27 protein-coding genes are annotated in these 26,222 nt (G+C 65.6%); 16 read left to right on the forward strand and 11 right to left on the reverse strand.

Annotated features, from left to right (window positions below):
* The first annotated feature begins 168 nt into the window (after positions 1-168).
* Complete coding sequence (locus JQ604_RS18065; protein ID WP_212359017.1) at positions 169-1,530, forward strand: sensor histidine kinase; 1,362 nt, start codon at positions 169-171, stop codon at positions 1,528-1,530.
* 7 nt (positions 1,531-1,537) lie between these two features.
* A complete protein-coding gene (locus JQ604_RS18070) occupies positions 1,538-2,191 on the forward strand; it encodes a response regulator (protein ID WP_212359019.1) in 654 nt (217 codons plus the stop codon).
* A 262-nt stretch (positions 2,192-2,453) separates the two neighbouring features.
* On the opposite strand, the gene JQ604_RS18075 is transcribed toward JQ604_RS18070, so the two are convergent.
* Together JQ604_RS18075 and JQ604_RS41880 are read right to left on the reverse strand one after the other, a co-directional pair.
* Entirely contained in the window at positions 2,454-3,041 is a 588-nt protein-coding gene (locus JQ604_RS18075) for a TetR family transcriptional regulator (RefSeq protein ID WP_212359021.1), read from the reverse strand.
* A complete protein-coding gene (locus JQ604_RS41880; protein WP_283818005.1) occupies positions 3,038-3,172 on the reverse strand; it encodes a hypothetical protein in 135 nt (44 codons plus the stop codon). The genes JQ604_RS18075 and JQ604_RS41880 overlap by 4 nt, the downstream gene beginning before the upstream one ends.
* Positions 3,173-3,537: 365 nt before the next feature.
* Here JQ604_RS41880 and JQ604_RS18080 point away from each other — a divergent pair, with 365 nt between their 5' ends.
* From JQ604_RS18080 to JQ604_RS18100, 5 genes are all read left to right on the forward strand, one after another.
* Positions 3,538-4,197: a TetR/AcrR family transcriptional regulator gene (locus JQ604_RS18080; RefSeq protein WP_212359023.1), complete on the forward strand. Its 660-nt coding sequence runs from the start codon at positions 3,538-3,540 to the stop codon at positions 4,195-4,197.
* Positions 4,194-6,875: a molybdopterin-dependent oxidoreductase gene (locus JQ604_RS18085; RefSeq protein WP_212359025.1), complete on the forward strand. Its 2,682-nt coding sequence runs from the start codon at positions 4,194-4,196 to the stop codon at positions 6,873-6,875. Before JQ604_RS18080 ends, JQ604_RS18085 begins: the two co-directional genes overlap by 4 nt.
* The gene (locus tag JQ604_RS18090; protein WP_212359028.1) at positions 6,872-7,795 is read left to right on the forward strand and encodes an FAD binding domain-containing protein; all 924 of its coding nucleotides are present in this window, start codon (positions 6,872-6,874) and stop codon (positions 7,793-7,795) included. The genes JQ604_RS18085 and JQ604_RS18090 overlap by 4 nt, the downstream gene beginning before the upstream one ends.
* A 91-nt stretch (positions 7,796-7,886) precedes the next feature.
* Positions 7,887-8,219 carry a PRC-barrel domain-containing protein gene (locus JQ604_RS18095; protein ID WP_212359029.1) on the forward strand — a complete coding sequence of 111 codons (333 nt, stop codon included), beginning with the start codon at positions 7,887-7,889 and terminating at the stop codon, positions 8,217-8,219.
* Positions 8,220-8,327: 108 nt separating this feature from the next.
* Entirely contained in the window at positions 8,328-9,500 is a 1,173-nt protein-coding gene (locus JQ604_RS18100; protein WP_212359031.1) for a M20 aminoacylase family protein, read from the forward strand.
* A 164-nt stretch (positions 9,501-9,664) separates the two neighbouring features.
* Here JQ604_RS18100 and JQ604_RS18105 read toward each other — a convergent pair whose 3' ends face one another.
* Positions 9,665-10,225, reverse strand: coding sequence for a cytochrome b (locus JQ604_RS18105; protein WP_212359033.1), 561 nt, complete (start codon positions 10,223-10,225; stop codon positions 9,665-9,667).
* Between the two features lie 205 nt (positions 10,226-10,430).
* Here JQ604_RS18105 and murI point away from each other — a divergent pair, with 205 nt between their 5' ends.
* Together murI and JQ604_RS18115 are read left to right on the forward strand one after the other, a co-directional pair.
* On the forward strand, positions 10,431-11,228 hold the full coding sequence (murI, locus tag JQ604_RS18110; protein ID WP_212359035.1) for a glutamate racemase: 798 nt from the start codon (positions 10,431-10,433) through the stop codon (positions 11,226-11,228).
* Between the two features lie 61 nt (positions 11,229-11,289).
* Positions 11,290-12,066, forward strand: a complete 777-nt coding sequence (locus tag JQ604_RS18115; protein WP_212359037.1) for an HpcH/HpaI aldolase family protein — start codon at positions 11,290-11,292, stop codon at positions 12,064-12,066.
* A gap of 30 nt (positions 12,067-12,096) precedes the next feature.
* Here JQ604_RS18115 and JQ604_RS18120 read toward each other — a convergent pair whose 3' ends face one another.
* On the reverse strand, positions 12,097-12,645 hold the full coding sequence (locus JQ604_RS18120) for a hypothetical protein (protein ID WP_212359039.1): 549 nt from the start codon (positions 12,643-12,645) through the stop codon (positions 12,097-12,099).
* Positions 12,646-12,728: 83 nt separating this feature from the next.
* Between JQ604_RS18120 and JQ604_RS18125 the strand changes: the two genes are divergently transcribed.
* The gene (locus JQ604_RS18125) at positions 12,729-14,444 is read left to right on the forward strand and encodes an FAD-dependent oxidoreductase (RefSeq protein ID WP_212359041.1); all 1,716 of its coding nucleotides are present in this window, start codon (positions 12,729-12,731) and stop codon (positions 14,442-14,444) included.
* Between the two features lie 178 nt (positions 14,445-14,622).
* On the opposite strand, the gene JQ604_RS18130 is transcribed toward JQ604_RS18125, so the two are convergent.
* A complete protein-coding gene (locus JQ604_RS18130) occupies positions 14,623-14,913 on the reverse strand; it encodes a hypothetical protein (protein ID WP_212359043.1) in 291 nt (96 codons plus the stop codon).
* 175 nt (positions 14,914-15,088) lie between these two features.
* On the opposite strand from JQ604_RS18130, the gene JQ604_RS18135 reads away from it, so the two are divergent.
* Positions 15,089-15,799: a hypothetical protein gene (locus tag JQ604_RS18135; RefSeq protein WP_212359045.1), complete on the forward strand. Its 711-nt coding sequence runs from the start codon at positions 15,089-15,091 to the stop codon at positions 15,797-15,799.
* Here JQ604_RS18135 and JQ604_RS18140 read toward each other — a convergent pair.
* The gene (locus JQ604_RS18140) at positions 15,796-16,626 is read right to left on the reverse strand and encodes a tetratricopeptide repeat protein (RefSeq protein WP_349631113.1); all 831 of its coding nucleotides are present in this window, start codon (positions 16,624-16,626) and stop codon (positions 15,796-15,798) included. The genes JQ604_RS18135 and JQ604_RS18140 overlap by 4 nt on opposite strands.
* Positions 16,627-16,716: 90 nt before the next feature.
* The gene (locus JQ604_RS18145) at positions 16,717-17,907 is read right to left on the reverse strand and encodes a lanthionine synthetase C family protein (protein WP_212359047.1); all 1,191 of its coding nucleotides are present in this window, start codon (positions 17,905-17,907) and stop codon (positions 16,717-16,719) included.
* Between the two features lie 308 nt (positions 17,908-18,215).
* Here JQ604_RS18145 and JQ604_RS18150 point away from each other — a divergent pair, with 308 nt between their 5' ends.
* The 5 genes from JQ604_RS18150 to JQ604_RS18170 all read left to right on the forward strand — a co-directional run bounded on the left by JQ604_RS18150 (position 18,216) and on the right by JQ604_RS18170 (position 22,595).
* Positions 18,216-19,100 carry a sulfite exporter TauE/SafE family protein gene (locus tag JQ604_RS18150; protein ID WP_212359049.1) on the forward strand — a complete coding sequence of 295 codons (885 nt, stop codon included), beginning with the start codon at positions 18,216-18,218 and terminating at the stop codon, positions 19,098-19,100.
* 137 nt (positions 19,101-19,237) lie between these two features.
* Positions 19,238-19,624, forward strand: coding sequence for a cupin domain-containing protein (locus tag JQ604_RS18155; RefSeq protein ID WP_212359051.1), 387 nt, complete (start codon positions 19,238-19,240; stop codon positions 19,622-19,624).
* Between the two features lie 116 nt (positions 19,625-19,740).
* On the forward strand, positions 19,741-20,526 hold the full coding sequence (locus JQ604_RS18160; RefSeq protein WP_212359054.1) for an acyltransferase: 786 nt from the start codon (positions 19,741-19,743) through the stop codon (positions 20,524-20,526).
* 293 nt (positions 20,527-20,819) lie between these two features.
* Positions 20,820-21,437, forward strand: a complete 618-nt coding sequence (rpsD, locus tag JQ604_RS18165; RefSeq protein ID WP_212359062.1) for a 30S ribosomal protein S4 — start codon at positions 20,820-20,822, stop codon at positions 21,435-21,437.
* Positions 21,438-21,530: 93 nt separating this feature from the next.
* Positions 21,531-22,595, forward strand: coding sequence for a threonine aldolase family protein (locus tag JQ604_RS18170; protein ID WP_212359064.1), 1,065 nt, complete (start codon positions 21,531-21,533; stop codon positions 22,593-22,595).
* A gap of 104 nt (positions 22,596-22,699) precedes the next feature.
* On the opposite strand, the gene JQ604_RS18175 is transcribed toward JQ604_RS18170, so the two are convergent.
* Genes JQ604_RS18175 through grxD form a run of 4 tightly spaced genes read right to left on the reverse strand, consistent with a single transcriptional unit; the run spans position 22,700 to position 26,179 of the window.
* On the reverse strand, positions 22,700-23,956 hold the full coding sequence (locus JQ604_RS18175) for a serine hydrolase domain-containing protein (RefSeq protein ID WP_212359266.1): 1,257 nt from the start codon (positions 23,954-23,956) through the stop codon (positions 22,700-22,702).
* Between the two features lie 19 nt (positions 23,957-23,975).
* On the reverse strand, positions 23,976-25,253 hold the full coding sequence (locus tag JQ604_RS18180) for a serine hydrolase domain-containing protein (RefSeq protein WP_212359067.1): 1,278 nt from the start codon (positions 25,251-25,253) through the stop codon (positions 23,976-23,978).
* 45 nt (positions 25,254-25,298) lie between these two features.
* Complete coding sequence (locus JQ604_RS18185; RefSeq protein WP_249158346.1) at positions 25,299-25,850, reverse strand: O-acetyl-ADP-ribose deacetylase; 552 nt, start codon at positions 25,848-25,850, stop codon at positions 25,299-25,301.
* Positions 25,847-26,179: a Grx4 family monothiol glutaredoxin gene (grxD, locus tag JQ604_RS18190; protein WP_212359071.1), complete on the reverse strand. Its 333-nt coding sequence runs from the start codon at positions 26,177-26,179 to the stop codon at positions 25,847-25,849. Before grxD ends, JQ604_RS18185 begins: the two co-directional genes overlap by 4 nt.
* Positions 26,180-26,222 lie beyond the last annotated feature (43 nt).

Consider the following 26,222-nt stretch of genomic DNA (forward strand, 5'->3'; position numbering starts at 1 on the left):
TCCCAGATTCCTTTTGCCGATTAGATCAAAGCCGGGTCATCCCGTCCAAAGAGCGATGCCCAGATTGGTTCGGGAAATTTGCCCGAGCTGTGACCTCAAGCGCCGCCGCGATTGGCAAGCCATGGCGGCGTTGTTAGTCTGACCCTACCAAACACTGGGGATGATCGCATGCGCCTCGTGCTCCAGCTTGTCGCCCGTCTGCTCCTGATTGTCGCGCTGTGCCTCGGTGCGGCGACGGCATGGGCCATTTTCGACGCCCATCGCAGCGTCGATCGCGCCACGTCGGCCTCGGCCCAGCGGGTCGCCAAGGCGCTGGAGGGGCTGTACTGGCAGGAGCTGTTGCTGCGCAGCAGCCGGATGCGCGAGCACCTGCTGCCGGTTCCGGACTGGCGCACGCTGGACATGATGAAGCTGATCTCGCCCGGAATCTGCGTCCAGTTCCAGCCGGCCACCGCCTTCGAGACGCCGCTGTGCGGCCAGAGCCAGGGCATCGGCAAGACCCCGCCCCGCTGGTTTGCGGCTGTTGTCCCGAGCTTCCTCGGCAGCCATGCCGAGGTGGTGCGGCCGGTCAGCCCGCGTGCGGCGTCGGCCGGCACCGTCGTGGCGACGCCGAATACTGAGGCCGCGATCTCGCTGGCCTGGGAGTACATTCTCAACGTGCTTGGTGTCGCGCTGCTGATGGCGGCGGCGATCGCCCTGCTCGCCTCGCTCGCGATCGCGCACACGCTGGCGCCGGCGCGCTCGATCGTGTCAGCGTTGCAGCGGATGGCGCGCGGCCAGTACCGCACGCAGCTGCCGCGCTTCCGCTCGATGGAACTCGCGATGATCGGCCAGGCCGTCGGCGAGCTCGGCGGCCGGCTGGAAGAGGCCACCGAGCAGCGCGCGGCGCTGACGCGGCGGCTGATCGAGATCCGCGACGACGAGCGGCGTGCGCTGGCCCGCGAGCTGCATGACGAGTTCGGCCAGAATCTTTCGGCCATCCTCGCCTTCGCCAGCACGATCGAAGCCGCTGATACCAGGGACAAGACCATCGCGCAGGACGCGCGCATGATTTCGCAGGCCACGCACCGGATCATGGGCTCGCTCCGCGACACGCTGAAGCGGCTGCGCCACCCGCTGCCGGAAGAGCTCGGGCTCGAGGCCAGCCTCGTCAATCTCGTCGACAGCTGGCGTTCGCAGAGCGCGGCACAGCCGGTGATCCAGCTCGACCTCAAGGGCGATCTGACCGACGTGCGCGGCACCGCCGCCACCACGGCCTATCGGGTCGCGCAGGAATGCCTGACCAATGCGTTGCGCCACAGCGCGGCGCGCGAAATCGTGCTGCGGATCGAGCGCCGCAGCGGCGCCGAGGATGAGCTGTTAATCCGGGTCGAGGACGACGGCGGCGGCGATGCGGCGCGCGTCGCGCAATCCGCAGGCTTCGGCCTCACCGGCATCCGCGAGCGCGTCACCGCAGCCGGCGGCTCGCTGTCGATCGCACCGGCCACGCGCGGCCTCAGCGTCGCCGCGACCATTCCGCTTGCCGCATGAGACCGGCATGACCGACGTCGCATCCCAGGGCATCACGGTGCTGCTGGTCGACGATCACCCGATCGTCCGCCAGGGCTACCGCCGCGTGCTGGAAAGTCAGGGCGACCTGCATGTGGTGGCGGAAGCCGACAACGCGGCGGAGGCCTACGGCGCCTTCAAGGCGCACGCCCCCGACGTGATCGTGCTCGATATATCCATGCCCGGCGCGAGCGGTTTGGAGGCCATCAGGAATATTCGCGCGCGTGATCCGCGCGCAAAAATTCTCTGCTTCACGATGCACAACGAGGCCGTGCTGGTGAAGTCCGCCTTCAATGCCGGCGCCAGCGGCTATGTCACCAAGAGCAGCGAGCCGTCAGAGGTGGTGAAAGCCATCCGCGCGGTGGCACGCGGCGAGCGCGCGATGAGCGACGACGTCGCGCACAGCCTTGCCGACGCCAGCCTGTCGCGAAGCGGATCGGTGCTCGATGAGTTGGGTGAACGGGAAATCGAGATCTTGCGCCAATTCGCCGGCGGCGCCACCACCGAGCAGATCGCCTCGCACCTCAATCTCAGTGTGAAGACGGTGCAGAACTATCATTACATGATCAAGACCAAGACCGGCGCGCGCACCGATGCGCAGCTGGTGCGGATTGCCGCGAGTTGCGGGCTGACGAAGCTTTAGGGCGCTGAGATCGACCCAAGTAGCGGCCGCGTCGGAACTGCGCCCCCTCGCCCCGTTCTTACGGGGAGAGGGTTGGGGTGAGGGGCTGCTTCCGCACAATGATGATCTCATTGGCGCGCATCATTCAACGAGTCGGAGAGATCGTCCTTGCGGCGATCGTGTGCCATGCCCCTCACCCGAAATTCGCTACGCGAATTTCGACCTCTCCCCGCTGAAAAGCGGGGCGAGGTGAAGCGCGCTCGCCGCTTCGACTCAAATTATATCAGCAGGCCCTCAACCCGCGCAGCAGCAGCGCGAGCGTGGCGTCGATCCGCGCCGGCAGATCGGCGTCCTTCCATTCCAGCGCGTGGCCCGGATGATGGTAGCGGCTGGTGGCGTCGAAGATGGCTTTCGCGGTTGCCCTGGCATCGGCGACCTCGAACACGCCCTGCTTGACACCGTCGGTCAGAATGCCGGCGACCTGGTCGACCAGTCCTTCCTTGTGCGCGCGCACGGTGGCGCAGGCTTCGCGGGCCAGTGTGAGGTACGTCTCGAACATCTCGGGGTCGTCGTTGACACGCGTATGCTTGGCGGCGAACAGCGCGCGCAGCCAGCGATCGAGCCGCTCCGGCGCAGGTCCGGTCTCGGCCGCGATCTGGCGCAGCGGTGCGCCCATGCGGTCGAGCCAGCGTTTGGCGACGGCCTGGCGCAGCGAGGCCTTGCTCGGGAAGTGGCGGTAGACGCTGCCGTGGCTGACATCCAGCGCACGGGCAACGTCGACGACGGTGGCCTTGGCGAGCCCGAAGCGTCGCAAGACATCCTCGGTTGCTTCGAGGATGCGCTCGGGAGTCAAAACCACCGCCTCGTTCATGCGTTCACCGTCCGGTTGTCGCTGTCCTGCTCGCGGTGAAACTTGGCGGCCTGGGCGGCCAAATGGCGAGCAACACGCAAGTTGAGCCACTGTTGAATCTGGGTGGTGAGATGGATCAATTCTATCGTCATGGCGGTATTCCTTTAAGTCCGGCAGGCCCGCCGACCGGTGCCGGCTAAAGACCTTTGACGCCCTGCCCCGGCGTCGACTTTGGTTATATCGTATCGCGCTGACAGATTTCAATATCTGTTAGTCAAACTTCCGTGATTGATGGCTGAAATTGTGGGGTCAAGGAGTTCGGGCCGGTCCCGGGACGGGTCACCGGCGGAGGCCGTCCCTTCCGGCAAGGCCAGAAACCCAGGTCTCAAATCGCCCTCTCGCTACCATGAGCCGCGCCCGCGCATCGCGAATGTCGCCCGCGCTGACCGCCCCCGGCCTCGCCTCGTCTCACCAACTCGCGATTTGACAGTTTTCCCTATTTTGTCAAAATCGACAAATGGGACCTAAGACGCGCATCCTCGATGCGGCCATGCTGGTGTTTCGCCGGCACGGCTTTCGCCGCTCCTCGATCGAGCAGGTGGCCGAAGCGGCCCACCTGACGCGGCAGGCGCTCTATCATCATTTCGAGTCCAAGGAGGCGCTGTTCCGCGCCGTGATCGCACGCGTGCACGAGACCGCGCTTGCCGCCGAGGCGGCTGCGATCAGCGAGGCGGAGAACGCAGGCGGCTTCGCCGATGTGCTTGCCGCCGGCATGACGGCGCGGATGCAGGCCATGATCGGATCCTTCGACGGCTCTCCGCATATCGAGGAACTGTATTCCGAGCACCTCGTGCACGGCCGCGATCTCTACCAGAAATATGCGGCGCTCTATGCGGAGCGGCTGGTCGCGACGATCGCGCGGATCGCGCGCAAGCAGAATCTTGTGCTGCCGCAGGGCCTGTCGCCGGCCGAATTTGCACGCCTGGTCGAAATGGCGGTGCATGCATCGAAGTCGCAGCATCCGGCAATGCAGCCGGTAGATGCCTTCCTGAAGGACATGGTGCTGATGGTGCGCACGCTCTGCGCCGGCGTCGCGCCGAAGTCGCAAAACCAACCCGCCAACAGAGCCGGGATCAAATCACGATCACCACGCAGCAAAGCGGGAGCCCGTCCATGAACACGATGACCATCAACGGCCGCGTCGAAACCCTGCCCGACGATCCCGACGCGCTCCTCATCGACGTCGTGCGCGATCAGCTCGATCTCACCGGCACAAAGCTGTCTTGCGGTGGCGGCGTCTGCGGCGCCTGCACGGTGCTGGTCGACGGCGCGCCGGTCACGAGCTGCCTGATGCCGGCGCATGCCGCCGCCGGCAAATCCGTCACGACCGTGGAAGGCATCGGCGCGCAAGGTCTGCACCCGGTGCAGAAGGCGTTCATGGCGCATGACGCCTTGCAGTGCGGCTTCTGCACGCCCGGCTTTGTCGTGGAAGCGGTCGCGTTCTGCGACCGCTGGCGCGCGGCAAACGGAACAATGGTGCCGTCGCGCGAGGAGATCGGCGCGGCCTTGTCGGGTCATCTTTGCCGCTGCGGCGCCTATGACGGCATCTTCCGCGCCGTCGCCGATGCCTGCGCCGGCCGCTTCGATGGCGACAATTTTGCGTCTCCCCGCGTCGAGGCGCGCGACAAGGTGACGGGAGCGGCCAAGTACACCGTCGATATCAGGCATGACGGTCAGCTCGAAGGCGTGATCCTGCGCTCGGGCGAGGCCCATGCGCGCATCACGGCGCTCGATCTCGCGCCGGCGCGGGCGCTCGGCGATGTCGCTGCGGTGTCGCTGCTGTCCGACGACCGCATCGTGCGCTATGTCGGCGAGCCGATTGCGGCGGTCGCCGCCAAGGACCGCAGAAGCGCGCTCGCGGCACTCGCTGCGATCAGGCTGACCAGCGAACGGCTGCCTGCGGTGATCGGGCTGGACCTGGCGCGGAGAGATGATGCGCCTGTCGTGTTCGACCGGGCCAACCGCAAGAAGGCGGGCAATGTGTCGGAAGCGGCCGGCGGCCCGGCGCCATGGAAGCAGAACATCCGCGGGCCGACCTCGGTGTTTGCCAAGCGCGCCAGGAAGGCCCGCAACTGGGTCAACGAGGCACGCCAGGCCAACAACCGGCTGCTCGTCGAGGGGACCTTCCGCACCGGCACGCAGCAGCATGCCTGTCTCGAACCGCACGCCGCAGTGGCGCGGTTCGACGGCGATCGGTTGACCGTGCATGCCTCATCGCAGTGGGTGTTTCATCTGAAGGAGCAGATCGCAAAGCGGTTCAAGCTCGATCATGACAAGGTCCGCGTGATCGCCGACCATGTCGGCGGCGGGTTCGGCTCGAAGTCAAGCCTCGGCATGGAGACGATCGCCGCCATCGAGCTTGCGCGCGCGGCGAATGCGCCCGTGAGAGTTGCCTACGACCGGCATGAGGAGCTGTCGGTCGCCGGCTATCGGCCGGCCGCGGAGGTGAAGGTTTCGCTACTGCCCTCCGACCAGGGCGAGCTGAAAGCGCTCTCCGTCATCGCGCATGCCGACACGGGTGCTGCGACCAACTCGATGATCGCGGGGCTGGCGCGGCTGATCTACCCGGCCGAGGCCAAGGAGCTCCGGGATTTCGACGTCATCAGCAATCTGCCGCCGGGCGCGGCGTTCCGCGGCCCGGGCGGTCCGCCGATGGCATTCGCGGTGGAGCAGGCAATCGACGAGGCCGCGCTGCGCCTCCAGCTCGATCCGATCGCGCTGCGCAAGCGCTGGGACCCCGATCCCAACCGCCAGCGGCTTTATGATTGGGCGTCCGGTCTCGAGGTCTGGCGCAACCGGAACGCGGTGCAAACCGGCCGCTATCGCCGCGGCGTCGGCGTCGCGACCGGCTACTGGCTCTATCTCTGGCAGCCCAAGGTGAAGGTCGAGGTCGCCGTCAAGGCCGGCCGCATCGTCGCATCGACTGCGACCCAGGATATCGGCACCGGCACCCGCAGCGTTCTGGCCGAGACGGTCGCGCGCGCGTTCGACATCGAGGCCAGCGAGGTCGAGGTGCGGATCGGCGATTCCGCGCTGCCCGAAGGCCCCGGCTCCGGTGGCAGCCGCGTCACCGCCTCGGTGCTGCCGCCGACGCTGAACGCGATTGCGAAACTGAAGGCGGCGATCCTCGATCAGGCCACGCGAAAACCTGCACCCGGCTCGAATGCGCCATGGCGCGAGCTGATCGCGCGCTCGCCCGACATCGCCGTCACCGAAACGCGCGGCGAGGACGGCACCAACACCGCGCCCGGCATCCGCTCGCCGCTGAAGGAGCTCGGGCTTCTCGGCATCATCTTCGGCTGGATGATGCGCCGCAGCTCCAACATCGCGATCGGCGCCGGCGTGCCGAGCTCGGTGCAGGTGATCGAGGTCGAGGTCGACACCTGGCTCGGCCACGTCCGCGTGCTCAATGTGCACACCGGCATCGCGGTCGGGAGGATCGCGGCTCCCCAGCTCGCCCATAGCCAGGCCTGCGGCGCGGTGATCCAGGGCCTTGGCTACGCGCTCTACGAGGCGCGCGAGGTGGATCCGCGCGGCGGCAACGTCCTGACCGCAGGGATGGAGGATTATCGCATCCCCGGCATTGCTGATACGCCCGAGATCGACGTGCATTTCGACGAGGCGGGTTTCGATCACGTGCTCGGCAACAGCGTCGGCATCGGCGAAGCGGCGACGGTGCCGACATCGCCTGCGGTGGCGAACGCGATCTTCAACGCGATCGGTGTTCGCCTCACCGAGATTCCGATCCGGCCAGACCGCATCGTCGCCGCGCTGAACAAGAGGGCCGTCGCATGAGTGCCGCAACAGCAACCGCAAGCGCCCTGCCCGAATTCCGCGCCGCCGGCACCGACCTTTCGGAACGCCGCCGCAGCGGCCTGTCGCGCGGACCCATCGTCGATCTCGCCGCGACACCAGGCACGATCGGAGTATCCTGGGCAGCCGACGGCTCGGCCCGCATCGGTGCCTTCACCACGATTGCGATGATCGCGGCCGATCGGCGCATCGCCGCCGCCTATCCCGGCGTCGCCGCCGCGGCACAGGGGCTCGCGACACCGCAAATCCGGCATCTGGCCACGCTCGGCGGCAACCTCGCCCAGCGTTCACGCTGCTGGTACTTCCGCAATCCGCAGATCGACTGCCTGAAGAAGGGCGGCTCCGATTGCCCGGCGCGCTCGGGCAATCATCTCTATCACGCAGCCTTCGACCTCGGCCCTTGCGTGGCGCCGCATCCGTCGACCATGGCGATGGCGCTGCTCGCCTATGATGCGACGGTAACAACCGACCAGCGCAGCCGATTGACGCTTGCCGATCTGCTCGGCGATGGCACCAATGGTACCGCCGACCATTTGCTGGCGCCGGGCGAACGGATCGAGGCCATCGACCTTCCCGCGCCGCTCGCCTCCGAACGCGCCGCCTACAAGCGCGCGATCAGCCGCACCTATGCGGAATGGCCGCTGGTCGAGGTGTGCGCGCGCACCGTGCTAACAGGCGGCACCTTCCGCCAGGTGCGCATCGCCGCCGGCGGCATAGCCCCGGTGCCGCTGCGGCTGACAGCATGCGAAGCAGCCCTGGAGGGAAAGCCGGCGGACGTGGAAAACATCGCGCAAGCCGCGCAGCTCGCTACATCGGGCGCAAGGCCGCTGCCGATGACCGGATACAAGCTCGCGCTGCTGGTCGGCCTGGTCCGGGACGTGGTGGAGCAGATCGCGGAGTAGGATGGCCGTAAGGCCGTAGGGCGGCTAACCGCCCTACTTCCCCCGCGCCTATTCGTGCTATCATGACACCCGAGGCAAACGGGAGGACGCCATGACTCATGCCATGGTTCCCAGTGACCGCGTGGAGCACGTGACCGTTTACGGGCGCGACAGCGCCAAGCTCGGCACCATCGAGCGGTTGATGCTCGACAAGCTGAGCGGAACGGTGGCCTACGCGGTGATCAAGACCGGCGGGCTGCTCGCCAGCCACCACCACTATCCGGTGCAGTGGAGCGCGCTCAAATATGACCCCAAGCGCCAGGCCTTCGAGACCGAGCTGACGCTGGAGGAGTTGCGCGCCGGCCCGTGCGAGTTCGATGACGACGATTTCGACTGGGGCGATCGCTCGCAGTCGTACACGCATCCGCACTATTGGTCGGTCTGAAATTGCAGGGCGGATCGGCGTGATCCGCCCTTTGCCCATCACAACGCGGCGGGTTACGCTGTGCGAACTCGCTCACCCCTTTATTGTCTTTGCAAACGGACCCTTCCCATGCCCATCGTCAACCGCGTCGCTGCTCTCTCGGACGAAATGGCCGCCTGGCGCCACGACATCCACGAGAACCCGGAGCTGCTCTACGACGTCCACCGCACCGCCGGCATCGTCACCGAGAAGCTGAAGGAGTTCGGCTGCGACGAGGTGGTGCCGGGGATCGGCCGCACCGGCGTGGTCGGGGTGATCCGCGGCCGCAAGAACGGCTCGGGCAAGACCATCGGCCTGCGCGCCGACATGGACGCGCTGCCGATCGAGGAGACCTCGGGCGTGCCCTACGCCTCGAAGGTGCCGGGCAAGATGCACGCCTGCGGCCATGACGGCCACACCGCGATGCTGCTCGGTGCCGCAAAGTACCTCGCCGAGACCCGCAATTTCGACGGCACCGCGATCGTGATCTTCCAGCCGGCGGAAGAAGGCGGCGGCGGCGGCAAGGCGATGGTCGAGGACGGGCTGATGACGCGCTGGGGCATCCAGGAGGTCTATGGCCTGCACAACATGCCGGGCCTGCCCGAAGGTCATTTCGCCACCACGCCGGGCGCGCTGCTGGCCTCATCGGATTCGCTGGAGATCTTCGTGCAGGGCAAGGGCGGCCATGCCGGCGCCGGCCCGCACCGCGCGGTCGACACCGTCTTGATCGGCGCGCAGATCGTCAGCGCCTTGCAGTCGATCGTGTCGCGCAATGTCGATCCGCTCAAATCAGCGGTGATCTCGATCACCATGTTCCAGGCCGGCACCGCCTTCAACATCATCCCGGAGACCGCGCGTCTCGCCGGCACGGTGCGCACGCTCGACCCGGAGATCCGCGACCTCGTCGAGCGCCGCATCGGCGAGATCGCCGACAGCATCGCGCGCGCCTATGGCGGCTCGGCCGAGACCAAGTACACGCGCATGTATCCGGTGACGATGAACCACGCGCGTGAGGCCGGCATCGCCGCCGAAGTCGCCCGCGACGTCGTCGGTGTCGATCGCGTCAACGACCGCGCCATTCCGCTGATGGGCGCCGAAGACTTCTCCTTCATGCTGGAAGCGCGCCCCGGCGCGTTCGTGTTCCTCGGCATGGGCGACGGCAATGAGTGCCACCACCCCGGCTACGTCTTCAACGACAACATCCTCGGCCACGGCGCATCCTACTGGGTGCGGCTGGTCGAGAAGTCCATGCCGGCCGGCTGAGGCTGTTCCTCACCTCTCCCGGAGGGAGAGGTCGAATTGCGCAGCAATTCGGGTGAGGGGCTGCGGTGCCCACGAGAGAGCGTGACCCCTCACCCGGCGCTACGCGCCGACCTCTCCCAATGGGAGAGGTGAAGGACGAGCGCCTCATCTGACTCGATTTCGCTTCATGCTGTCTTGTCCGCCTGTCCGCCGATCATCCGTCCCGCCACGCGGTCGCGCTTGATGAACTGGTGGAACGCTGCGGCGGCGACATGGAGCACGACCAGCGCCAGCAGCACATAGGCAGAGAGGATGTGGCGGTCCTCATAGGCGGCTGCGGCCGCCTTGTCCGGCGAGGTGAACTGCGGCACGTGGAACAGGCCGAAGAAGTCGGAATAGTCAGGCGAGCGCGCGCCGGAATGCGCCCAGCCGAGTAGCGCGACCAGGATGGTGACGGCATAGAGCGCGCCATGGCTGACCCGCGCCGAGATCCGCTGCCAGCGCGGCGTGTCCGCCGGCAGCGCCGGCGTCGGATTGACGCCACGCCAGACCAGCCTCAGCACAGTCAGCAGCAGCACCAGATAGCCGATGTCGGCATGGATGGAGCGGTAGAAAAAGCGGTCCGCCCGCGCCGGGACGTGGTTCATCCACCAGCCGTAAGCGAGCATGCCGATGATGGCCGCGCCCAGCGCCCAGTGGAACGCCCGCGCCAGCGAGCCCCAGTTGGTTTGAGTGTTTCGAATCATCTCTGGCGCAGTCCCCTGTCGATCCCCAAAATCCGCCGTTGTGGCAATGGCTTGCCCTGATAATGGCAGGTATCGGCCATAGCCATAAGAAATTCCAAAGAAAATCCAGGAGCTCACCGCCTTGTGTGTTCCGCATGCCTCCGCGCAACCCCGGCCGGGTCGAAAACAACTGAATCGTAACCACAGTTCGGCTAGACTCGCCGTCGTGTCCGCTCCCCCCACCATTCTCGTGTTCGATTCCGGCCTTGGCGGCCTGTCCGTGCTGCGCGAAGTCGTGCGCGCGCGGCCCGATGCCCATTACGTCTATGTCGCGGACGACGCCTTCTTCCCCTACGGCCATCACACCGAGGACGAGATCATTGCCCGCGTGGTGCCGCTGGTCGGCGACCTCATCGCGGCGCATGCGCCCGACCTCGTGGTGATCGCCTGCAACACGGCCTCGACGCTGGTGATGTCGCACCTGCGCGATGCCTACACCCTGCCCTTCGTCGGTACCGTCCCCGCCATCAAGCCGGCCTGCGCCTCGTCAAAGACAAAACGCGTCTCCGTGCTCGGCACCAAGGGCACCGTGAAGCGCGAATACACCCGCAAGCTGATCCATGATTTCGCGCAAGGCTGCGAGGTCACCCTGGTCGGCTCCGGCGAGCTTGCGTCGCTGGCGGAAGCCGCGCTGAGCGGCAACGCCGTCCGCGACGAGGACATTGCAGCCGAGCTCGCCCCCTGCTTCCTCGGCAATGGCGCCGAGGATCCTGCGCGCACCGACACCGTCGTGCTCGCCTGCACCCACTATCCGCTGCTGCTGGACCGCCTGACCAGGCTGGCGCCCTGGCCGGTCGACTGGATCGATCCCGCGCCTGCGATCGCCCGCCGCGTCGCCGACCTGCTCGGTCCCGCCGGCGCCGTCAGCGACACCGCCGGTGCCGAGATGATCTTCACCTCGAAGCGCCCGCACACGCTCGCCGACACGCTAATGCCGTTCTTCGGCGGCCGCGTCCCGGCGTGATGCTTTTCGGCGTCATGGCTGACTGCTAGCTTCCTCCCTGCCTTCACGAGGAGGACTGGAATTGACACCGACACCCCCGCCCCCGCTCAATCGTCTCCGCAAGGCGTGGCGCAACAAGCGTCCCACCTTCGGCGCGATCGCGACGATCCCGAGCGTGCAGACCGTGCAGATCATGGCGCAGTCGCTCGACTGGATCATCGTCGACCTCGAGCATGGGCCAATCGATCTCACCATGGCGCATGCGATGATCGTGGCGACGTCAGGCACATCATGCGTGCCGATGGTGCGCATCGCGGCCAATGAGCCGCATCTGGCGAAGGCGCCGATGGATCTCGGCGCGCTCGGCATCAACTTCCCGATGATCTGCAAGCGGGCGGATGCCGAGAAAGCCGCGCGCAGCGTGCGCTATCCGCCGAACGGCGACCGGCTATGGGGCCCGTTCCATGCGCCGTTTCGCTGGGGCGTCTCGATGGCCGACTACATGGCAACCGCCGATGACGATATGATCTGCATGATCACGATCGAGCATGTGGAAGCGGTCAACCGCATCGATGAGATCATGGCGACACCGGGCATCGATCTCGCGGTGATCGGCCCCGGCGATCTCGCCACCTCCATCAACAAGCGCGGCCTGCCCGACGATCCCGAAGTCATCGCGCTGATGCAGCGCGCCGAGCAAGGCATCTTGAAGAGCGGCGTGCCGATCGGCGGCGTCGCGCGCACCGCAGAGCAAGCCAATGCGATGATCGATCGCGGCTACCTCGCGCTTGCGCTCGGCTTCGACTGGTCTCTGTTCCAGCGCGGCATCGCGGCGGCATTCGCGGGGATCAGGCGGTGAGCGATCCGTGACCGCGGACCAGCGCGGTCATCACGGTGTCTCGGCTGGAAACTCGCGCGGCGAGACCCAGAAGCCGTAGCCGCACAGCTCGAACGGCCGGCGCCATTTGTCGATGTCGATCGCAGGCACCAGATAGTTCGTCGTGCCGGACGAGACGATGAATCCACCGTCGGATCCGATCAGGTCGAGCAGCCGGGATTCGGCCTCCTGCCAGCGCTTGCCGTAGACCCTCGGGTCGTTCTTGCCGTAGCCAAGATAGGCCTGCTGGAAGTTCGTGACGCTGTTCTCGTAGGACGGGACGAATTCGCCGTTGAGCTCGATCCTGTTCTTCCCCGCGACCAGCGTGAGGCGCGCCTTGCCGTCATGGCTGGTCGAAGCCGGGTGCTTGATCAGCAGTCCGAAGCCGCGACCGCAAGAGAGCTCGAACACCTTCTTGCCGTCGTCGAGATAGCTGAGGATATGGCCGTCGTTGCGGTCCTCGTGATAGGTCCAGCGGCCGGCGGCATGTGCCGCCGTGGAGACCACGAAGAGGCCTGCGGTGAAGGCCACTGCCAAAGACGCTGTTCGCGCAGACAACATTGAGCCACTCCGGGTGAATGGGATAGACCTTTGTTCGGCGCCCTGGCCGACAGGTTCACCAAAAAGCGTTCAAGACGGCACCGATGTCTTCACCCGACGACCGCCATTGGGATGACGAGACCGACTTGCTGGTGATCGGCGCCGGCGCGGCCGGCATGACGGCGGCGCTGGTCGGCGCGCTCGAGGGGCTACAGGTCGTGCTCTGCGAAAAGTCCGACATGGTCGGCGGCACCACGGCGACCTCGGCGGGCACCGTGTGGATTCCCGGCAGCCGGCAGAGCAAAGCCGCCGGCGTCCCCGACACGATCGATGCAGCGAGAACCTATCTCGGAGAATTGCTCGGCGAAGCTGCGGCAGACGAGCGGCTGTCGGCCTATCTCGCGTCGGGACCGATCGCGCTCGACGACCTCGCGCAGCGCAGCCATGTCATCTTCACGCCGCCGCCCGTGCATCCCGACTATCACGATTTGCCTGGCGCGGCGCGCGGCGGACGCGCGCTCTCCACCGTGCCATTCGACGGGCGCCTGCTCGGCGCCGACTTCGATCGGGTGCGGCCGCCGCGGCGCGAATTCATGGTGCTCGGCGGCATGATGGTCGGCAAGACCGATATCGCGCCGCTGCTCGCGCCGTTCCGCTCGCTGGCGAATTTCCGGCACGTGATCGGCCTGCTCGCCCGGCAGCTGTCGGATCGTCTGCGCTTCAGGCGCGGCACGCGTCTCATCATGGGCAACGCGCTGGTCGCTCGCCTGCTGTACGATCTCCGCCGGCTGAGCGTCGACATCCGCTATCGCACCGGTTTGAAGGACCTCATCCGGAACAATGACGAGATCATTGGCGCGATCCTGACCACGCCGGCCGGCGAGATCGCGCTGCGCGCGCGCAAGGGCGTGATGCTGGCGACCGGCGGGATCGGCTGGAGCGACGCGCTCCGCGCGCGGCTGCTGCCGGAGAACACCCGCCGCTATTCGATGGCCCCGGAGAGCAACACCGGCGACGGTATCTTGGCCGGCGAGCGCGCGTCAGGCGAGATCGACACCGCGCTGGAGGGCCCCGCGCTGTGGATGCCAGTTTCGGTGATGATGCTGCCCGACGGCCATCTCTCGGTATTCCCGCACATCATGCTGGATCGCGCCAAGCCCGGATTGCTCGCGGTCGACAAGAGCGGACGACGTTTTGTCAACGAGGCGAATTCATATCATGACTTCGTGCAGGGCATGCTGCGGTCGAACCGGAATCCCTCCAGCGTGCCGGCCTATCTCATCTGCGACCGCAATTTCATCACCGACTATGGGATCGGCCTGATCCATCCGGGCACGCGCGATCTCGAACGCTTCGTCGAGGCCGGCTATCTGGTCGAAGGCCGCGAGATCGCCGACCTTGCCGCGACGATCGGCATCGACGGTGCCGCCCTCGCCGACACCGTTGCGCGTTACAATGCCTACGCCGAGAGCGGGATCGACGAGGAGTTCGGCCGCGGCAGCAGCGAGTTCAACCGCTTCAACGGCGATCCCTTGAACACGCCGAACCCCTGCCTGCGCAAGCTTGGACCCGGCCCCTGCTACGCGGTGGCGGTCTGGCCCGCGGATCTCGCCAGCAGCGCGGGCCTGCGCACGGATTCCCGCGGACGTGTGTTGACGCGCGACAGCAGCCCGATCAAGGGCCTCTACGCCATCGGCACCGATGCCTCGTCGATTTTCCGCGGGACCTATCCCGGACCGGGAACGATGATCGGGCCGGCCATCGTGTTTGCCTGGCGCGCCGCGATGGACGCCGCCGGCGAGTTGGACGGAAGGTGTTGAGGGAAACTCGTCTGTCGTAGCCCGGGTGAGCGAAGCGACACCCGGGGAGACTTGTCCCGCATATCGCTATCGCTCATGCGGGCTACGCAGCTACGCAGCGTTCTCAACCCGGCATACTGCAACGCTGAAAGAGGCCACCTTGCGGTGGCCCCTCCTGCATTTCACCAGGACGTCATCGTCACTTGCCGCTGCCACCGCCGGCCGTGCTGCCCATGTTGTTGGTGTTCGGCAGGCTGCCGCCCGGCGTCTTGCCGCGGCTGTCGCCGGCCTTGTTCTTCATGGCGCCACCGGTGCCGGTGGTCATGCCGGTGGCGTGATTGATCTTGCCCTTCTTCATCGTGCCCTTTGTCGCGCCCGGGCCGACCTCGCCCTGCCCGGACGCGCCGGGTGCGGGTTGACCAGTCTGCGCGAATGCGCCGGCCGACGACAGCGCAAGGATGCAGGCCGAAGCCAGGATGATCTTCTTCATACGGTCGTTCTCCCTATGGTCTTAAACACATTGATATCAGTCGGGCCAACGGCCGATCGGAACGGCGGTTCCTAAATGGTACGATGTTGGAACGCGGATTGAGTGGCGATCGCGATCTGTCGTAGACTCCGATCGCCGAAGTTCCTCCTCGCCCATCCGAGCTCAGACAAACCCCATGTCCGCCACCGAAAAACCGACGCTGAAATTTCGCTGCCCGCCGGAACTCGAAGGCCTGCTGCCGCCGCCGATCCCGGCAGCGCAAGGCATTCCCGACTGGATCAAGGCGATGCCGGTCAAAGCTTTCAGCGCGCTCAATCTGCGCGACGAGGAAACGGTCAAGCGCTGCCCGCCCTTCATCGACGCCATGACCTCTGGCTTCCTGATTCCGCTGGTCTGCGATCTCAGGATCGAGAACGGCGAGATCACCTGGGACAACGAGATCCCGCCGGGCGGCGAGCTCGACTTTCCGCGCTCGCCGATCGGCTTTCATGATGCAGGCCAGCTGTCGGGCACGCCGCTGTTCGACCAGGACCGCTTCTTCATCAAATTCCACAATCTCTGGACCATCGAAGCGCCGGAAGGTTATGCGGTGATGTTCACCCATCCCTTCAACCGCTTCGACCTGCCCTTTACCACGCTGAGCGGACGGGTCGATTGCGATCGCTACAACGAGACCTGGATCCACTTCCCCGCACATTGGCACAACACGAGTTTTCGAGGCGTGCTGCCGAAGGGCACGCCGATCGCGCAATGCATTCCGGTCAAACGCGAGAGCTGGGCGGTGCAGACCTCGTCCTTCACACCGGACGAGTCGCTGAAGGTGCACGAACTGCGCAATGAGATCCGGCGCGAGCCGGAGCTCTACCGGCGGAAGTTCAGGGCCTAATTCTCGCGCCCAAAATACTTCGCCGCCGCGCTGGGACGAAAGAAGAAGCGGCCATGCGCCGACGTCGCCATCACATAGGCGGTGCGGCTCAGCATGTTGGGCCGCCCGGCCAGCACGGCGCGGAGCGCCGCCTCGCCGCCGTCGCGCTGTCCCATCTCGAGCAGAGCGCCCGCGAGATTGCCGCGTGCCATGGTGTCGTCGGGCCGCAGGCCCAGCGCGTGACGATAGACATCCGCGGCCGCAGCGTAGTCGCCGTCGCGATAGAGCACCCAGGCGAGTTCGATCAGAATGTCGTGGCGCCCCGGCGCCGCATCGCGCGCGACGATCAGCGCCGCACGCGCCCTGGCGCGTTCATTGTTCTGCAAACAGAGCCGCCCGAGATCGAGTTTCAAATCGATGCTGTAAGGTGCCAGCGTAAGCGCATCCTCGATCACCGCGATGGCGTCGCTGAGCTGCCCGGCCTTGGCGAGCTGACCGGCCAGTTCCTGGAACGCCGGCAGATAGAGCGGACGCTTCGCCGCGACGCGCCGCAGTTGCGCGATGCCATCCGCCGCGCGATCCGCAGCACAGAGCGCGGCCCCCAGCAGCGTGCCGATTTCCGCGTCCTCGTGGCGGCGCAAAGCGCGTTCCAGCGGCGGAAGCGCCTCAGCCGCGCGATTTTGGCCGAGCAGCGCATGCGCCAGGATCAGCGCCGCGTTGCGGTCGGCGCGGTTCGATTTCAGGATGCCGTTCGCGATCTGCTCGGCCTGGCCGAACTGCCGCATCTGCAGCGCATGCGCGGCCTGCTGAAGGGCCTGCATCAAAGATTTGTTCTGTCGATCGCTCACGATGTCGTCTCTGCCATCCCGCCCGACCATAGACGCTGGCAGCACGAAATCCACGACAAAACGACGAGCCCGGCCGTCGCATTATCGCCGTCAGAACACGTCGATGGTCGGAAAGCGCGGTTCCGCGGTGATGCAATCCCACAGGTAGATCGCAAGCCCGACGTCGCCGGTCCACAGCGAATAGCGTCCGCGACCGACCGCCAGCAGCGCACCGCGATACTGCACGATCGCGGTCATCGCGAATTGCCGCGCACGATCGAGCCAGACCGGATCGTTGGTGCGGCGATGGAGCTTGAGGAAGGCATAGCCGTTGCCGCCGGTGCCGTGGCAGAGGTTCGAGCCCTTGGTCAGCGGGCCGGCAGCCCAGGTGAAGCGGCCGCCATCCAGCAGCAGGTCGTCGAGCTCGGGACTCGCGAACGGCGCATCGGCGAAGGTCGTCACCATGCCCGGTGCGCCGTGGCAATGCTGGCACATCGCCGGCGGCCTCTCGCGCTGGCTCTTCATGCTCCATGTCGTCCCGACGTCGGACCGCCACGCATTCGCCGCGAGGGCCTTCGGCACAAGGTCGGCCACCTGCGCCTGCTGTGCCGGCGTCAACCAATCCCAGCCGCGCAGCAACGGAATGACATTGCCGGCAAAGCCATGCACGGGCCCGAGCCAGCAGTCGTGAGTGCCATATAGATCCTGTCTCCAAAGCGGCCCTTGCGGCGTCTCCTCCAGATCGGCGAGCAGACGGGCCGCCTGCTCTTCAAACAGCGCGCGCCATCGCGGCTCGCGCGTCATGTCGGCCATATGGACGGCCGCCACCATGGAGCCGGGCGTACCCCACATCAGCTCCCGGACCGGCAGCTCCATGTTGGCCATGGCGCGCGCGTGCACGAGATCGGCAAAGTCCGACGCCGGTGCAAGGCGCATGGCAAGCAGTCCAGCTCCCATGTCGCCGACCAGCAGCGAGCCATGTTTCAGGTAGTCCGCCGGCCGGCCCTGCAGATTGGCGACCGTCCGCTCCATGAGCGTCGGCAGCACCGGGCGAAAGTCCATTGCGGCATCGACAGCGCCGATCCGACGCAGATAGTCCAGCGCCCAGATCACGCCGGCCGCGCCGTAGTAGAAGCTGGCGTTGCCGTCACCGACCCAATCGTCGCTCGGGTGGGCCGGCCAGAACTTGTCGGGATCGAACTGGGCGATCGCGTCGCACGCGATCTCCTCGATCACAGCGCGGACGGCCTGTTCATTCCAGGCGTCTTGTACGAGCCGACGATGGCGACCGAGGACGATCATGCCTTTGGAATTCCCGAGCGGCGAACATCACGCGATGAGGGGATCGCCCCACGATCGCCGCGTCCGTCGCCTCCCGCAACCATAGACATCGGCGCGGCGAAATCCACAGCCAAGCTCTCATATCTGCGCACGGCCGACCAGAATTCCGCCGTAGCCGGGCGAGATCACCTTGAGCCACTCGGAATCGCGATTGCCGAGGTGAACACAAAATGCGAATGCAGGAATGTGCGGCTTCCGGCACGCCAGACTGTTGCGATATCATCGACACGCTTCCCAGCGACGGCTGGCCAGGTGATTGAGTAGAGAAGATGCCTGCCTTTGACACCGCCATGCTCGTCCTCGCCGCGATCGCTCTGCTGGCGGCTACGGTCAATGGCGCGCTGGGTTACGGATTTTCGTCGCTGACCGTGCCGCTGGCGCTGGTTTTCTACACCAATCGCGTGCTGAACCCGGCCATCGTTTTGGTCGAGGTCGTTCTGAACTGGTACGTCCTGCTCACCAATCTCGGGGGCGTCAGGTCGGTGTGGCGGCGGGTCATTCCCATCCTGGTCGGGATGCTGCCCGGCATCGGCATCGGCGCGCTGGTTCTCACGTCGCTCGAACCAGGCTGGATCAAGCTCGCCACCTACGCGATGATTCTGCCGCTGATTCTGGTCCAGGCCGCCGGCTGGCGGCGGCCGATCTCGTTCGGCTGGACCGTCGGTTTTCCCTTCGGCACCGGCCTCGGGCTGTTGTATTCGGTGACGACCATCTCAGGCCCGCCGCTGGCGATCCTGTTCAACAATCAGGGCCTGGTCAAACATGAGTTTCGCGCCGGGCTGGCCCTCGTGCGCGTGGTCGAGTCGAGTGTGACGGCGCTCGTCTACTATCGGCTCGGCCTGTTCATTCACGACAGCGCGAACGTGCTGCTGGCGCTGATTCCGGGCGTCGTGATCGGAATCCCGCTCGGGGCCTATCTGATCCGACGGATGCCGTCCGAGACGTTTCGTCGAATCTGCATGAGCTTCGACGCATGGGTGGTCGGGTTTGGATTCTCGCGGGTGCTGATCGAATTGAATCTGATGGCAAGCCCGCAGGCCTACATCGTCATGGCGACCGCCATCCTGATCGACGTCTATTTGCTGTATGTGTTTTTCACCAGGCCGCGAAGTGCATCGGCGGCGGCGCAGATGAGCGGAGAACGTTTCCATTAAGTGGAATGGTCCGATGCGCGGTACCATCCATGTCTCCACCGAAGGACCTAGGCGCCACGTCCGGGATTGAGCCTGCCCGCCGCTTTCCGCTCCGTTACCGCGCTGCTAAACTCGCGCGCACAGGGAGAACCAAAACCATGCTCAAGAAATTCATTTTCGGCTGCACAGTCCTTGCCATCGCCGGCGTCGGCATTGCCTTTGCCCAGCAGAGCGGCATCAAGCGCACGCCGCTGCAGAAGCTCGATTTCCCGCCTGGCTACAACACCGTCACCGCCATTGCCGAAGTCCCGGCCGGCGGTGCGGCGGGTCGCCATACCCATCCCGGTGCCGAGACCGGCTATGTGCTCGAAGGCGAGCTTGAACTCATCATCGACGGCAAGCCACCAATGAAGATCAAGGCCGGGGAATCCTACCAGATCCCCGAAGGCGCCGTTCATGATGCCAAGGCGGGCGACAAGCCCTTCAAAGTGCTTGGCGTTTACGTGGTCAAGGCCGGCGAGCCGCTGGCCAAGCCGGCGCCGTAATAAAAAGAACCAATTGGCCTCAGGCCCGTTGGTTCGTGGTATCAGGGAGCCGGCGAGCGACCGATTTGGCGCGCCGGTTGCTTGATCATTTGCTGTTGGGAATTTGAGCCAAACGGATGCGCGGTACGTCACGGAAAATCTCGCTGCCGCGTCGCCTCGTCGCCGACCTCATGCACGCGTCGATGTGCGTGCCGTTCGTGTCGCTGTCCCGTCCGATCAACGTCCGTGGCCTGCTCGAGGCGCGCGCGATCTGCGCCGAGCCGGCCGGCTGGGCGGCGATCTTCGTCAAGGCCTTCGCGATCCTCGCCAAGGGCGAGCCGACCTTGCGCACGCTCTATGCCAAATGGCCGTGGCCACAGCTCTACGAATTGCCTGATAGCGTCGGCACGGTCGCGATCGCGCGCGTCGAGGACGGCCAGGACTGCGTGCTGTTCCAGCAGATCCGTTATCCCGACGCGGTGCCGCTCACCCAGATCGCAGCCGAGCTCCGTCACGCCAAGGATGCGCCGATCTGCGAGGTGGCCTCGTTCCGCAGGATGCTGGGCATCACCCGCCTGCCCTTGCCGTTGCGGCGGCTGTGCTGGGCGCTGGGGCTGAACTTCGGCCGGCAGCGCGCCAATTTCTTCGGCTCGTTCGGGATCACCTCGGTCGCGGCCTATGGACCGGGTGAGCTGCACCCGCTGAGCCCGGGACCGTTCGTGCTGAGCTATGGCGTGGTCAATCCCGACCAGACCATCGACGTGGTGCTGCGCTGGGACCACCGGGTCTGCGATGCCGCGCTGATGGCGCGGATGTTCGGCCGGCTGGAACAGGTGCTGAACACCGAGATTTCGGCCGAGTTGCGGGCGATTGTGCCGCAAACCGAGGCAAAACCGGTCCGGGCGGTGGGATCCCGGCCCTAGAGCCCGTTCTGATTGTACCGGAACGGTGTCCACTTCACTGGAAAACGCTCTAAATGGCCGAAACGGCCGGTTTTCCGCACCGATCCGCGCCAAAACCGGCCGGTTTCGTTTGACAGGCCGGCGCTTCCCCCTTAAAGACCCCCTTGCTCGCGGGCCGATTTCGGCCCGCGATGCGTTTCGCGACCCGTGGTTCTCCCCGAGCTTTCGAGGCGGACCTGTCGGCACCGGTCTTGTGGGGCGGGTGCACAGGAGGGCGCGTTTCCTCAAAACTCAAACTCTATCAAGAGGACGCGATGACTAAGCGCAGTGAGGCGAAGTACAAGATCGATCGCCGTATGGGCCAGAACATCTGGGGCCGCCCGAAGAGCCCCGTGAACCGCCGCGAATACGGCCCCGGCCAGCACGGCCAGCGCCGCAAGGGCAAGCTCTCCGACTTCGGCGTGCAGCTCCGCGCCAAGCAGAAGCTCAAGGGCTACTACGCCAACATCAGCGAGCGCCAGTTCCACGGCATCTATGTCGAGGCCGGCCGCATGAAGGGCGACACCGGTGAGAACCTGATCGGCCTCCTGGAGCGCCGTCTCGACACCGTGGTCTATCGCGCCAAGTTCGTCGCCACGATGTTCGCCGCGCGCCAGTTCATCAACCACGGCCACGTCAAGGTGAACGGCCGCAAGGTCAACATCGGCAGCTACAAGCTGAAGGTCGGCGACACCATCGAGGTCAAGGAATCCTCCAAGCAGCTGACCCCGGTGCTCGAAGCCTCCCAGCTTCCCGAGCGCGACGTGCCGGACTTCATCGAAGCCGATCACGGCAAGATGACCGCGAAGTTCGCCCGCATCCCCGGCCTCTCCGACGTGCCGTTCCCGGTGCAGATGGAGCCGCATCTGATCGTCGAATTCTATTCGCGCTGATCATTTCAGCATTGCGAGATTCGGAAGGCCCCGGTTTTGCCGGGGCCTTTTTGTTTGGGTAATGTCGCGCGAACCTCATCGAGAGATTTTGTCATGTACACCCCTGCCCGTCCCGATCCGAAGGCGCCGCCTGTCCGCATCAATCTGTTGTCGGACACACAGACAAAACCGACGCCGGCGATGCGCGAGGCGATGGCGCGGGCGGAGGTCGGTGACGAGCAGGTTGGCGACGATCCGACCACGAACCTGCTGTGCGACCGCGTCGCCGAATTGCTCGGCAAGGAAGCCGCGGTGTTCATGCCGTCGGGCACGCTGTGCAACGTCACCGCGACCCTGGTGCATTGCCGTCCCGGCGACGAGATCCTCGCGCATGCGACCGCGCACATCATCGCGCGCGAGGGCGGCGCACATGCAGCCGTCGGCGGCTTCCAGATCATGCCGCTGCCGGGCGAGGACGGCCAGTTCACGCCGGAGACGTTCCGCGCCGCGCTGCATCCGCGCACCCGCTACCAGCCGCCGCAGACCGTGGTCAGCGTCGAGCAGACCGCCAATATCGGCGGCGGCACGATCTGGAAGAAGGCCGCGCTCGATGAGGTCGTGGCAATCGCCAAGGCCCACGGCCTCGCCACCCACATGGACGGCGCGCGGCTGCTCAATGCCACCGTTGCGACCGGCATCTCCGCGCGCGACATGGCGGCGGGCTGGGATTCGGCCTGGATCGATTTCTCGAAAGGCCTGGGCGCGCCGATCGGCGGCGTGATCGCCGGCACGCGCGCCTTCATCGACGAGGTCTGGCGCTGGAAGCAGCGGCTCGGCGGCTCGATGCGGCAATCCGGCATCTGCGCAGCGGCCTGTGTCTACGCGCTCGATCATCACGTCGAGCGCCTCGCCGACGATCACGCCAACGCCCGCGCGCTGGCGCGCGGCCTGTCGCAGATCTCTGGCGTCGAGGTGCAGTCGCCCGAGACCAATCTCGTGTTCTTCAAGCCCGACGGCGCCGGCGTCTCCGGCGACAAGATGGTCAGCGAATTGCGCAAGCGCGGCGTGACGCTGGCGATGATGGACGGACGGATCAGGGCCTGCACCCATCTCGACGTCAACGCGGCCCAGATCGAGGAGATGGTGGGACACGTCCGGGATATCGTCCGGGCGGCGTAGCCCGCACGTGTAGCCCGGATGGCGCGCAGCGTAATCCGGGGCAGGTCCATCCGCGAATGAACCGGCCCCGGATTGCGCTTCGCTCCATCCGGGCTACGAAACCACTACCTTCCCATCGCCTGATAGATCAGCGTCTTCAGCGCGAGCTGGATCCGGCCGCGCTGCGATGGCGTCTGCACCATGAAGATCCCGAACAGATCGTCCTCGGGATCGATGAAGAAGAACGTGCCGCCGACGCCGTCCCAGCGATACTCACCGAGCGGCCATGACGTGCCCGGCGGCACCGCGGTGCGCACGGCGAAGCCGAGGCCGAAGCCACTCGTGACGCCCGGATAGTAATTCTGGTCACGCGCGATCTTCGTCTCCGGACCGATGTGGTCGGATGCCATCAGCGCGATGGTCTCGGGCTTGAGGTAGCGCCGGCCGTCATACGTCCCGCGGTTCAGCAGCATCTGCGCGAAACGCGCGTAATCGCCGATGGTGCCGACCATGCCGCCGCCGCCGGATTGCCATTTCACGGGCCGGCGCGGATCGCGCACCGGCGTGGTCGGATTGACCAGGCGATCGTCTGGCATCGGCTCGGCGATGCGCAGGAAGTTCTTGGGATCGGCGACGTAGAAAGCTGTCTCGGTCATGCCGAGCGGATCGAGCAGCCGCTCCTTCTCGAACTGCAGCAGCGTCTTGCCCGAGATCACCTCGACCACGCGGCCGAGCACGTCGGTGGAATAGCCGTAGTCCCACATCGTGCCCGGCTGCTCGACCAGCGGCAGCGTCGCGATCTTCGCGACGAAATCGGCATTGCTGAGGTCGGCGTGGAAGAGATTGGCCTGCGCATACAGCTCACGCACGGCGCCGCCGCCATAGTAGCCGTAAGGCAGCCCCGACGTATGGCGCAGCAGGTCCTTGATCGTGACCGGACGCGCGAGCGGCTCCAGCGTCAGCGTGACCTTGCCGTCCTCCCCCTTCTTCTCGACGCCGACTTTCATGTCGGCAAAGGCCGGAATGTATTTCGAGACGGGATCGTCGATGGAGAGCCTGCCCTCCTCGACCAGCATCATCGCCATCACTGATGTGATCGCCTTGGACATCGAATACAGGCGGAAGATGGTGTCTGAACTCATCGCAAGCTCGGTTGCGACGTCGCGGACGCCAAAACTCTCGTAGTAAACCGGCTTGCCGTGCTGCTGCAGCAGCAGGATCGCGCCGGGAATCTTGCCCGTCGCGATCTCGTTCCTGATGTAGTCGGAGACCTTCGCCAATCCCTCAGGCGAGAACGTGCGGGCCCGCATCTCGGAGGCCCGCGCACCGAACGTCCCGAACAGCAGAACGAGCGCCGCGATCAGCGCGCGGCGCCCGCACAGGTCAACGCGCCAGGACGGCTTAATTCGCCAGGGCTTCATAGACCAACTGCTTCAAAGTCCGCTGAATGCGCTGGCGTTCGGTCGGCGTCTGCTCGAGCAGGACGAAGAACATGTCCTGCTTCGGATCGACCACGAAGTAGCAGCCACTGGCGCCGTCCCATTTCAATTCTCCGAGGTCGCCCGGCGGCGGCGGCTTGGCGTTGCCGGGATCGGTGCGAACGGCAAGGCCAAGGCCGAAGCCAAAGCCGTCGCCGGGGAAATAGAAATAGTCACGCTCGACGCCGGAACCAGGGCCGATCTGATCCTTGGTCATCAGCTTGAAGGTCTCGGGCTTCAGGTAGGTCTTGCCCTCGAACGTGCCGCCGTTGAGCACCATTTGCACGAAGCGCGCATAGTCGCCCATGGTCGAGACCATGCCGCCGCTGGCGGATTCCCATTTCTTGACCTTGGTCGGATCGTTGATGCGGCCGACGCGGAAATCGCTGTCGTTCGGCATCGGCTGCGCCATCAGCTTCACTTTCGCAGGATCGGTGACGAAGAAGCTGGTGTCGGTCATCCCCATCGGATCAAGCAGCTTCTCGCGCTCGATCGCATACAGCGACTTGCCGGCCGCGACCTCCATCACCCGCGCCAGGATGTCGGTGGAGTGGCCGTATTGCCAGAGCTTGCCGGGCTGATTGTGCAGCGGCAGTTTTGCAATCCGCTCGGCGAACTCGGCAAGGTCGAAATCGCCGGCATAGATATTGGCGTCCTTGTAGGCCTTGCGCACCAGGCTGTCGCCATAGAAGCCGTAGGTGACGCCCGAGGTGTGCGTCATCAGATCGTGCACCGTCACCGGGCGGTCCGGCGCCACCAGCTCGAGCGTCTTGCTGCCGTCGTCGGCCTTCTTCTCGACGCCGACCTTCACATTGGCAAAGGACGGAATGTACTTCGAGACGGGATCGTCGAGCTTGATCTTGCCCTCCTCCAGAAGCTGCATCGACACCACGGCGGTGATCGCCTTGGTCATCGAGAACAGGCGGAAGATGGTCTTGTCGGTCAGCGGCGCCTTGCTCTCGACGTCCTGCACGCCGAAGGACTCCTTGTAGATCGGCTTGCCGTGCTGCTGGATCAGCACCATCGCGCCGGGGATCTTGCCGGTCGCGACCTCGTTCTTGAAGAACTCGCCGATCCTGGCGAGCTTGTCGGGGTTGAACTTGGCGCCGGCCGGAACCTCATAGGTGCCTTCGCCGCGCGCGGGCGCAGCCGCCAGCAACGCCGCAACGGCGGTCGCACAAAACAATCGCAAAAATGTCATCAAATCCCTCCCCGGAAAACGCCGGGGAGTGTAGCCAGCACGTCATCAGGCACAAGGGCTGCCGAACGCGTCCAAAGCGTCCTGATGCAATTCGCCGCTGCTCCTGGAGAAGCAGCAGAAGGTCACCTGCGTCACGCCAGGGGCTGAGGTCAGCGCACCAACGACGGTCTTCACCGCAATCTTCGCGGCCCTGTCAGGCGGAAAGCGAAAAACGCCCGTCGAGATCGCCGGAAAGGCAACGGAGGAAAGATTATTGGCGTGGCACAGCTCGATGCCGCGGCGATAGCACGATGCGAGGTCGGCATCCTCGCCTCGGTCGCCGCCGTACCAGACGGGACCGACCGCATGAATGACATGCTTGGCCGGAAGCAGGTATCCTTTGGTGATCTTGGCGTCGCCGGTGGCGCAACCGCCGAGCGTCCGGCACTCGTCGTACAGCTCTGGACCAGCCGCGTCGTGGATCGCACCATCAACACCGCCGCCACCGAGCAACGACGAATTGGCCGCGTTGACGATGGCGTCAACGCGCAACGTGGTGATGTCAGCAACGATGATGTCGAGCCGCGCGTGACCGACGCGGCGCGCGGTCACAATCAGGCCGCCGCGTCGACCGGGATGCCCTTGTCGGCAAACAGCTGCTGCAGCTCACCGGCCTGGAACATCTCGCGGACGATATCGCAGCCGCCGACGAACTCGCCCTTCACGTAGAGCTGCGGAATGGTCGGCCAGTTCGAATACTCCTTGATGCCGTTGCGCAGTTCGGCAGATTCAAGAACGTTGAGGCCTTTGTAGCCGACGCCGATGTGGTCGAGGATCTGGACCACCTGGCCGGAGAACCCGCACTGCGGAAATTGCGGCGTGCCCTTCATGAACAGCACGACGTCGTTGGCCTTCACTTCGTTGTCGATGAATTGCTCGATGCTCATTGTGGCTTCCTTTGCGGGCGGACCCTCAAGCCAACCTTTGAAC

Origin of the sequence: Bradyrhizobium jicamae, assembly GCF_018130695.1 — a bacterium.
Classification (GTDB): Bacteria; Pseudomonadota; Alphaproteobacteria; order Rhizobiales; family Xanthobacteraceae; genus Bradyrhizobium; species Bradyrhizobium jicamae_B.

Coding starts and splice junctions, on each gene's coding strand:
- JQ604_RS18065 (WP_212359017.1), top strand. CDS start 169: ATGCGCCTCGTGCTCCAGCTTGTCGCCCGTCTGCTCCTGATTGTCGCG.
- JQ604_RS18070 (WP_212359019.1), top strand. CDS start 1,538: ATGACCGACGTCGCATCCCAGGGCATCACGGTGCTGCTGGTCGACGAT.
- JQ604_RS18075 (WP_212359021.1), bottom strand. CDS start 3,041: ATGAACGAGGCGGTGGTTTTGACTCCCGAGCGCATCCTCGAAGCAACC.
- JQ604_RS41880 (WP_283818005.1), bottom strand. CDS start 3,172: ATGACGATAGAATTGATCCATCTCACCACCCAGATTCAACAGTGGCTC.
- JQ604_RS18080 (WP_212359023.1), top strand. CDS start 3,538: ATGGGACCTAAGACGCGCATCCTCGATGCGGCCATGCTGGTGTTTCGC.
- JQ604_RS18085 (WP_212359025.1), top strand. CDS start 4,194: ATGAACACGATGACCATCAACGGCCGCGTCGAAACCCTGCCCGACGAT.
- JQ604_RS18090 (WP_212359028.1), top strand. CDS start 6,872: ATGAGTGCCGCAACAGCAACCGCAAGCGCCCTGCCCGAATTCCGCGCC.
- JQ604_RS18095 (WP_212359029.1), top strand. CDS start 7,887: ATGACTCATGCCATGGTTCCCAGTGACCGCGTGGAGCACGTGACCGTT.
- JQ604_RS18100 (WP_212359031.1), top strand. CDS start 8,328: ATGCCCATCGTCAACCGCGTCGCTGCTCTCTCGGACGAAATGGCCGCC.
- JQ604_RS18105 (WP_212359033.1), bottom strand. CDS start 10,225: ATGATTCGAAACACTCAAACCAACTGGGGCTCGCTGGCGCGGGCGTTC.
- JQ604_RS18120 (WP_212359039.1), bottom strand. CDS start 12,645: ATGTTGTCTGCGCGAACAGCGTCTTTGGCAGTGGCCTTCACCGCAGGC.
- JQ604_RS18125 (WP_212359041.1), top strand. CDS start 12,729: ATGTCTTCACCCGACGACCGCCATTGGGATGACGAGACCGACTTGCTG.
- JQ604_RS18130 (WP_212359043.1), bottom strand. CDS start 14,913: ATGAAGAAGATCATCCTGGCTTCGGCCTGCATCCTTGCGCTGTCGTCG.
- JQ604_RS18135 (WP_212359045.1), top strand. CDS start 15,089: ATGTCCGCCACCGAAAAACCGACGCTGAAATTTCGCTGCCCGCCGGAA.
- JQ604_RS18145 (WP_212359047.1), bottom strand. CDS start 17,907: ATGATCGTCCTCGGTCGCCATCGTCGGCTCGTACAAGACGCCTGGAAT.
- JQ604_RS18150 (WP_212359049.1), top strand. CDS start 18,216: ATGCCTGCCTTTGACACCGCCATGCTCGTCCTCGCCGCGATCGCTCTG.
- JQ604_RS18155 (WP_212359051.1), top strand. CDS start 19,238: ATGCTCAAGAAATTCATTTTCGGCTGCACAGTCCTTGCCATCGCCGGC.
- JQ604_RS18160 (WP_212359054.1), top strand. CDS start 19,741: ATGCGCGGTACGTCACGGAAAATCTCGCTGCCGCGTCGCCTCGTCGCC.
- rpsD (WP_212359062.1), top strand. CDS start 20,820: ATGACTAAGCGCAGTGAGGCGAAGTACAAGATCGATCGCCGTATGGGC.
- JQ604_RS18170 (WP_212359064.1), top strand. CDS start 21,531: ATGTACACCCCTGCCCGTCCCGATCCGAAGGCGCCGCCTGTCCGCATC.
- JQ604_RS18180 (WP_212359067.1), bottom strand. CDS start 25,253: ATGACATTTTTGCGATTGTTTTGTGCGACCGCCGTTGCGGCGTTGCTG.
- grxD (WP_212359071.1), bottom strand. CDS start 26,179: ATGAGCATCGAGCAATTCATCGACAACGAAGTGAAGGCCAACGACGTC.